Here is a 7,876-nt window from a genome sequence, read left to right as displayed (position 1 = left end):
GTGTTACCTCTTGCCGTGTTCCAAACGGATGTGGTCGTAAAAGTCTTCGCGACCGGACATCTTGCTCGATTGGGCCGAACAATGAGAAGCCAACTTCGTTTCACTATGCACCCTGATGACGAGGCTGCTCTGGTAACCGAACTTTTGCGCGATCCGGCTATCCTGTTCGTCGATGGCCCGCGGTGGAAGACGGTCACGCCCCCAACCACTCGAGACATTTCTGCTATCGGCAGCTACTGCATAATCTGGTCTCCCGAGGACCTGCCACGGCTTTCAGCGGAGTTCATTCAGGCACATAACGATTGGTATTGCCGTGATGAGAATTCCACGATTCAATTCCTGCGATGCAAGATGACCGAAACAGTCATAGTGGAGGGCAGTTTCGCGATGTCGACCGGACCTGCGGAAGCTAACGCCGCGGCCAACGTCGAACGCAGGTACAAGTTCCTGTGCCGTGCAATCAAGAGAACCTACCGGAACTCGGTCGTTCAGTGGCGCAATCCGCGCCGGCCGGACGCACCGGCCGGACCATCCAGGTCAGCAAACCCAAGTGCGCCCGACCGGTCGCTGTGGGTTGGACCAGCGGCGATGACGTGGATGGCTAGCCATGCTGATCGACAGGTCAAAACCTTCCTCACTGGTTTTGTGGAGGGAACGATAATCGAACCGGGCTGATGCACTGCTTTCTACCCACACGCGATCGGGGCAGACTTCGACTTCGTGTGGGGAACGTGGCGCTCGGCGACGCTGACGGAACTCATCAGGACAGGGCCCGCTCGTCGTGAGGCTGGAACATTCCCGGCGCTGATGGCAGCCGACGCTGCTCGTCGAGCGTCGAAGGCGAAACCGCGATCTCAGTCCAAGGTCATAAAACAGGACCGCGACCCGATCGGCCCGCTCTCTCCGCGAGAGGCGCGGGCTTTCATTTGTTCGGCCGATGCGGCGGTCCGCTTGTGGGCGGAGATTGAAAATCTGCGGCGGTGTGTCGAGTACAGCGATGGGCTGCCTGGACAGCCGGCGTTTACCTTTCGGATGCTCTAAGGCTCCGCGCCGCCTCTTCGAGTGCCAGCGGATCGTCACCGAGGCGGTCGATGAGGTCTTGAGCTTGGTCGCCGGTGATGCCTGTTCTCATCGCCAGCGCTTCCGCTGCCTCAACATCCGATTGACCAGCGGCGCGGTTGCCTTTCTTCACTCGGCTTTGGGTCTGCGTGGGAGCTGGCACATCGGCACCAGATATCGCCGGTGGGCGAGCACCAAGCGAGCGGTCTTCGTTCTCGATTTCGACGGTCGCCTGATTCCAATGGCGCTCGTGCAGACCGTGCGTCTGGCCTTCTCGTTCCCAGATCTCATATGCGCGGCGTCGAATGCGTTCGTGTTTGTCGTCTGACATGGTCGTTCCTCCTTGTGGGTTTCACCCAACGCGAAGGAGCGTCGGAACGATCCCACCCTGCACGCCGATTTCAGACAAAGAGGGGACCCGGAAGGCTGGCTTCCGGAAGACCATGCCTGCGGCGTTGCGATGCTGCGATGCGCTAGGTGGCCCGGAGCAAATCCTAGTGCGGTGCTCGAGAGCAAGTCGTCCATCGCGCTGAAGGGTGCAGCATTGTTTTCCCTACGGAAACGCGCTTCAGGAGAAAGTTCGGCTCCTGCAGCACGATGCCAGACTAAATTAGGGCTGGCCATTGCTTGAACATCCTTTCCGCAGGTGCTACGTCGCCCATATCGACAGGGGCGCTCCGTATTGCCGGGGCTGAGATGGAAGGTGCAAGCCTTCGGTCCCTCAAGCTGATCTGGGTAATGCCAGCGGAGCGAGGCGACTATGTTTTCAGGTGCACAGATTTCCCTGTATCCGATGTGCGATGACTTCGTCGGCGTCATCCTCAAGGCAATTTCGGCGATGGATCTCTATCGGCCGAATTTCCGCATTGAGACCGACGACATCTCGACGCTGATCGTCGGCCCGCCGGAACAGCTTTTTCCGGCCATGCGCGATCTGTTCGCCTCGGCGGCGGCAAGTGGTGTGCATTGCGTGTTGTCGGCGACGGTGTCGCGTGGCTGCCCTGGCGAGCCTGACGATCCGATCTGCACACCGATTTCCGGCAGCAGCCACGAGCTGTCCCTGGCCGAGCGCATCGGCGCGGCGCGGGCGCATGTCGACGGTGCGAAAAAACTCGGACAAGAGGTCGCCGCGCAGTTCTCGCTCTATCCGCTCGGCGAGGGCCACCACATGGACGAGATCTACGGCTGCATCGACTTCCTCAAGGCCTCGGGGGTCTTCGACAGGTCGAAAAATTTCTGCACGAAGCTGAGGGGCGACGCTGGACCGGTGTTCGCGACGCTGTCGGAAGCTTTCCTTCGCTTCGGCGCGCCGCAAGGCCATGTCGCGCTCGACCTTACCGTGTCGGCGAACAGCCCGAGCCCTCGTTAGCCTTGGCTGTCAACGGGTTTCAGCGAGATCCGAGACGGCATCCGGAACGACCACCAGCTTGCCGACGAAATCCTTGGCAATGAAATCCGCCTGGGCGCGGTGGAAATCGGACAGCCTGTAGACGCCGCCGACCAGCGGCCGGATTTTCTTGCCCTCGATGTAGCCGACGATGCGGCGAAAATCGTGTCGCGTGCCCTGACTGGACCCGTGCAGCTGCAACTGCTTGAGATACATAGTGCGCAGATCGAGCTGCACGACCGGGCCGGCAATCGCGCCGGCCGTCGTGTAGCGACCTTCGGGCCTGAGGATGCGCAAGAGGTCGTTGAACATGGCGCCGCCGACCAGGTCAGCAACCACGTCGATCGGCCGGCCCTGGGTCGCTGCGTTCACGGCGGCGGGCAGGTCGGCGATGCCACGAGTGATCACCGCTTCGGCCCCGATGTCGAGCACCGCCTTTTCCTTGCCCTTGCCGACGACGGCATAGGGGATGGCGCCGCGCGCCCGCGCCAGCTGCACGATGCCGGAGCCGACGCCGCCAGAAGCGCCAGTGACCAGCACACGCTCGCCAGCTCTTAGTGCGGCACGTTCCAGCATCTGTTCGCCGGTGAGATAGGCACAGCAGAAGGTGGCAAGTTCGACATCGGTCATTTCGGTATCGACGACATGGGCGTTCTCGGCTGGCACAGCCTGGTATTCGGCATAGCCGCCGTCACGGCCGTGGCCCATGTAGTCGATGTCGGCGAGGGAATCGTCGTCGCGGTTGTAGATCGAGAAATCGACCATCACCCGCTCGCCGATACGGTCCGGCGAGACGCCATCGCCGACGGCGACGATGTGGCCGACCGTGTCTGTGCCCTGGATGCGCGGGAAAGTCAGCGTGTTGCCTTGGCGGCGCCAAGTCGATACCGCGGCAGCATCTTCCTCCGTGCCATAGGCGCCCTGACGCACCCAGACATCGGTGTTGTTCATGCCGCAAGCGGTGACCTTGACCAGCACTTCACCTGGGGCGGGCGAGGGCACTTTCACGTCGGTACGGTAGACGAGCTTTTCCGGCCCGCCGTGACCGGTCAGCTGCACGGCGGCCATGGTGGCGGGGAGGGTTTTGGTCATGGCGTTCATGTCGATCTTCAGATGTTTGCAAACACGCTTTTCACCGCATCGGCCGTCTTCGAGACGATGATGTCGGCCTCTTCGCGGGTGAGGCAGAGCGGCGGCGCAAAGCCGAGAATGTCGCCCTGCGGCATGGCGCGGCCGATGACACCGCTTGCGGCGAGGGCGGTTGCGACCTGCGGCCCGATCTTTTGCGATGCATCGAAGAACACGCGATCATTTCTGTCGGCGACGAATTCGATTGCCGCCAGCATGCCGTCGCCGCGCACCTCGCCGACATTTTTGTGGCCGCCGACGGCTTTCGCCAGTTCGGCGCGGAAATAGGCGCCGGTCTCGCCGGCGTTGGTCACCAGGTCCATCTCGTCGATCAGTTCCAGGTTTGCGACGCCCGCGGCGACGCAGATCGGATGCGCCGAATAGGTCCAGCCATGACCGAGCGAGCCGAGCTTGTCGGAACCCTGCACCAGCACCTGCCAGACCTTGTCCGAGACGATGACACCCGACAGCGGCGCATAGGCCGAGGTCAGGCCCTTGGCGATGGTGATCAGGTCTGGCTGGATGCCGTAATGGTCGGAGCCGAACATGGTGCCCAGCCGGCCGAAGCCGGTGACCACTTCGTCGGCGACCAGCAGCACATCGTACTTCTTCAGAACCGCCTGGATCTTTTCCCAATAGAGGGCGGGCGGCGGCACGATGCCGCCGGTGCCGAGGATCGGCTCGCCGATGAAGGCGGCGACGGTATCGGGCCCTTCGGCGAGGATCGTCTCCTCCAGCTTATCGGCGCAGTATTGGGAAAACTGCTCCTCGCTCATCGAGCGGTCGGCGCGGCGGAAATAGTAGGGCGCTTCGGTGTGCAGGATCGGCGCACGCGGCAGGTCGAAGGCGTTGTGGAACAGGTCGAGCCCGGTCAGCGACCCCGTCATAACGCCTGAGCCGTGATAGCCGCGCCAGCGCGAGATGATCTTCTTCTTCTCCGGCCGGCCGAGCACGTTGTTGTAGTACCAGATCAGCTTGATGTTGGTTTCGTTGGCGTCGGAGCCGGAAAGGCCGAAATAAACCCTCGACATGCCTTGCGGGGCGCGGTCGATGATCATCTTGGAAAGCGTGATCGACGCCTCGGTGCCGTGGCCGACATAGGCGTGGAAATAGGCGAGGTTCTTGGCTTGCGCGGCAATGGCGTCGGCGATCTTCTGCCGGCCATAGCCGACATTGACGCAATAGAGTCCGGCGAAGGCATCGATGCTCTTTCGGCCATTATTGTCCCAGATGGTGACGCCTTCGCCGCCGGCGATCACGCGGGTCGGGCTCTCGCCGCGCGCGTGGGTACCCATATGGGTCGAGGGATGGAAGAAGTGGTCGCGGTCCCAGGCGGCGAGTTCGTTGGACTGGTCGAGCATCATTTTACTCCTGAGGAAAAGTGTCGGGCGCGGCTTACGCGACGTCCAGGCAGAGATATTTGAGATCGGTAAAAGCTTCGAGCCCGTGGCGCGAGCCCTCGCGGCCGATGCCGGACTGTTTGACGCCGCCGAAAGGGATCGGCGCGCCGGTGATCTTCACGCGGTTGATGGCGACCATGCCATAGTCGAGCGCGCGGCCCATGCGCAATTGGCGGCCGCCGTTCTCGGTGACGACATAGGCGACAAGCCCGTATTCGGTGGCGTTGGCGCGAGCGATGACCTCATCCTCGCTGTCGAAGGGCGTCACGGCGGCGACCGGACCAAAAGTTTCCTCGCGCATGATCAGCGCGTCGTCGGTGACATCGGCGAGCAGGGTCGGGCGGTAGAACAGCGGTCCTGCAGAATCGCGTTTGCCGCCGGTGAGGCAGCGTGCGCCATGTGCGAGCGCATCGGCGACCTGCTCCTCGACCTTCTTGACCCCGCGCTCATGCATCAAGGGCCCGATGTCGGTGTCATCAGCCAGGCCATTGCCGGTCCGCAGCGTCTCGATGCGCCTGGCGAAGGCGGCGCAGAAACGATCGTAGATCGGGCGCTGGACATAGACGCGGTTGGCGGCGAGGCAATCCTGGCCGGAAGTGGCGAATTTGGCATCGACGGCTGTGGTCACAGCCTTGTCGAGATCGGCGTCGGCGAAGACGATCAGCGGCGCGTGGCCGCCAAGCTCCATCACCAGCCGCTTCATCGTCGGCGCACTTTGCGCGGCGATCAGCCTGCCGATCTCGGTCGAGCCGGTGAAGCTCATGGCCCGGACGCGAGCGTCTTCGCACATCCGCCCAACGATGGTCGAAGCCTTACCGGTGAGAACGTTGAAGACGCCTGCCGGCAGGCCGGCGCGTTCGCCGAGCTCGGCCAGCGCCAGCGCCGACAGCGGCGTTTCCGACGAAGGGTGCGCGACGATGGTGCAGCCGGCGGCAAGGGCGGCCGCCGCCTTGCGGGTCAGCATGGCCGCGGGAAAATTCCACGGGGTGACAACGCCGACGACGCCGAGCGGTTCGCGCCGCACCATCATCTCGGCGTTTGGCAGGTGGCTGCTGACGCTTTCGGCGTTGAGGCGTTTTGCCTCCTCGGCATACCACTCGACGAAGGAGGCGGCGTAGTTGATCTCGCCAAGCGCTTCCCTAAGCGGCTTGCCCTGTTCGAGCGTCATCAACAGCGCCAGATCATCCTTGGCAGCGATGATCAGATCGAACCATTTTCGCAGAATTCTCGCGCGTTCCTGTGGGAGAGCCGCGCGCCAGGCGGGAAAGGCGCGGGAGGCCGCGTCGATCGCCTTGCTCGTCTGCCTGCTATCGAGCGCGGCAACCCAGCCAACGGTGGTGCCTGTGGCAGGATCGATCACCTCGAAGCTCTCGGCGGCTTCACTCGCAGTCCAGTGGCCGTCGACATAGGCGAGTTCGCGCAGCAGCCGGCGGTCGGCGAGGCGGTCAAGCGCTTCATGGCGCTGTGGGCGGGTAAAGTGCGCGGACATGTTCGAGGTCTCCCGGTTCGGAGTGATATGGGGAGACTATCCGCGTGCAGCAGACAGAGAGGCTGTCTGGGCGCCCGCCCGTAGAGAGATTGTCTCTATTGCATCGCTCGGGCAGACGATCTCTCTAGGGTCAGGACGCCGGCAACAAATCCGCTACCGGCAAGGCCATCTCCTCCTTCACCGTCTTGGTGACGATGTAGGTAAAATAGCGGTCGATGCCGATCTCGCGTTCGAGCAGGACGTCGACCAGCCGCTGGTAGGCGTCGATGTCGCGCGCCATCACTTTCAGCAGATAGTCGACGCCGCCGCCCACCGACCAGCAGGCGACGATTTCGGGCACGTCGCGGATGACGCGCTCGAAGCGGTCGAAATCGGCCTGGCGGTGGCTGGCCAGCGTCACCTCCATCAGTACGGTGGCGACCGGCGCGACGGCGCGCATCGCAACCTTGGCGTGATAGCCTGAGACGATGCCGGCCTTTTCCAGCTTGCGCAGCCGCATCCAGCACGGCGTCGGCGACAGGCCCACCTTGTCGGCGAGCGCCAGCTTGGTGATGCGCCCGTCGCGCTGGACCACGTCGAGGATTTTGAGGTCGATCTGATCGAGTTTCAATGCGGCCATGAGCGTCTGCTTTTTCTTGCCCGACACCATGACGGCGCATTATTTCGATTGTCAATTGCACTGATTTCGATCTCTAATAAGTCATGACATTATGGCGTCCAGATGCCGCGCTCATCCGGCGGCCGGCCTATCAATCGCTCGCCGACCAGTTCGCGCGCGCGATCCATGATGGGCGGCTGGCCAACGGCGCGCGGCTGCCGACGCATCGCCGGCTGGCCGACGAATTGGAGCTTTCGGTGCAGACGGTCAGTCGCGCCTATGAGGAACTGATCCGCCGGGGCCTGGTCTCCGGCGAGATCGGCCGCGGCAGCTTCGTGCAGACGCAGCGCCGCGAGCCCGAGCCGCCATACCTGCCGGAGCGTCTTGGCGAGGTCATCGACCTCTCCATCCTGAAGCCGGTTTGCGAGCCGATGCATCTGGAGCGGCTGAAACAGGCGCTGAGCTGGCTTGCCGAGAACCTGCCGTCGAGTTCGGCGCTGTCGTTCCGGCCGAACATGGTGTTCCCGCGCCACCGCGCGGTGGCGGTCGAATGGCTGCGGCTGTGCGGTCTCGATGTATCCGCGCAGAATGTCAGCCTGACCAACGGCGCCACGGCCGGCATGACGGTGGCACTGATGAGCGTGGCGCCGCCCGGTTCGACCGTCGCCACCGAGGCGATCGGCCACCATACGCTGGTCCCGCTGGCGCGCTATCTCGGCTTCAACCTCGAGGGCCTGCCGATCGACGATAGTGGCCTGATCCCGGAGGCGCTCGACGAGGCGTGCCAGCTTTCCGACATCCGCGCCGTATTCGTG

8 protein-coding genes and 1 riboswitch are annotated in these 7,876 nt (G+C 63.3%); of the genes, 3 read left to right on the top strand and 5 right to left on the bottom strand.

Going from position 1 to position 7,876, the window contains the following annotated elements; translation table 11 throughout:
* On the top strand, positions 1-675 hold a 675-nt coding region (locus tag EOA86_RS13805; RefSeq protein WP_206630018.1), incomplete at its 5' end, for a hypothetical protein.
* Between the two features lie 346 nt (positions 676-1,021).
* Here the strand turns inward: EOA86_RS13805 and EOA86_RS13800 are convergent.
* A complete protein-coding gene (locus tag EOA86_RS13800) occupies positions 1,022-1,390 on the bottom strand; it encodes a DUF2934 domain-containing protein (protein WP_127209905.1) in 369 nt (122 codons plus the stop codon).
* Between the two features lie 327 nt (positions 1,391-1,717).
* A riboswitch (TPP riboswitch) is annotated at positions 1,718-1,829 on the top strand.
* On the opposite strand from EOA86_RS13800, the gene EOA86_RS13795 reads away from it, so the two are divergent.
* The gene (locus tag EOA86_RS13795) at positions 1,820-2,428 is read left to right on the top strand and encodes a YkoF family thiamine/hydroxymethylpyrimidine-binding protein (RefSeq protein WP_128342145.1); all 609 of its coding nucleotides are present in this window, start codon (positions 1,820-1,822) and stop codon (positions 2,426-2,428) included. Its footprint overlaps the riboswitch before it by 10 nt.
* A gap of 9 nt (positions 2,429-2,437) precedes the next feature.
* On the opposite strand, the gene EOA86_RS13790 is transcribed toward EOA86_RS13795, so the two are convergent.
* The 4 genes from EOA86_RS13790 to EOA86_RS13775 form a co-directional block, all read right to left on the bottom strand.
* Positions 2,438-3,547: an alcohol dehydrogenase family protein gene (locus EOA86_RS13790; protein ID WP_128342143.1), complete on the bottom strand. Its 1,110-nt coding sequence runs from the start codon at positions 3,545-3,547 to the stop codon at positions 2,438-2,440.
* Positions 3,548-3,555: 8 nt separating this feature from the next.
* Positions 3,556-4,935 (bottom strand): aspartate aminotransferase family protein, encoded by a 1,380-nt coding sequence (locus tag EOA86_RS13785; protein ID WP_128342147.1) that lies wholly within the window; start codon positions 4,933-4,935, stop codon positions 3,556-3,558.
* A gap of 34 nt (positions 4,936-4,969) precedes the next feature.
* The gene (locus EOA86_RS13780) at positions 4,970-6,463 is read right to left on the bottom strand and encodes an NAD-dependent succinate-semialdehyde dehydrogenase (protein WP_128342142.1); all 1,494 of its coding nucleotides are present in this window, start codon (positions 6,461-6,463) and stop codon (positions 4,970-4,972) included.
* A gap of 130 nt (positions 6,464-6,593) precedes the next feature.
* Positions 6,594-7,073 (bottom strand): Lrp/AsnC family transcriptional regulator, encoded by a 480-nt coding sequence (locus tag EOA86_RS13775; RefSeq protein WP_164759662.1) that lies wholly within the window; start codon positions 7,071-7,073, stop codon positions 6,594-6,596.
* A 92-nt stretch (positions 7,074-7,165) separates the two neighbouring features.
* Here EOA86_RS13775 and EOA86_RS13770 point away from each other — a divergent pair.
* Positions 7,166-7,876, top strand: a 711-nt coding sequence (locus EOA86_RS13770) for a PLP-dependent aminotransferase family protein (protein WP_164891741.1), incomplete at its 3' end; no start/stop codon positions are given.

It is taken from the genome of Mesorhizobium sp. M5C.F.Ca.IN.020.32.2.1, from assembly GCF_004023105.1.
Classification (GTDB): Bacteria; Pseudomonadota; Alphaproteobacteria; order Rhizobiales; family Rhizobiaceae; genus Mesorhizobium; species Mesorhizobium wenxiniae.
This window is presented reverse-complemented; position numbering and strand designations above follow the sequence as displayed.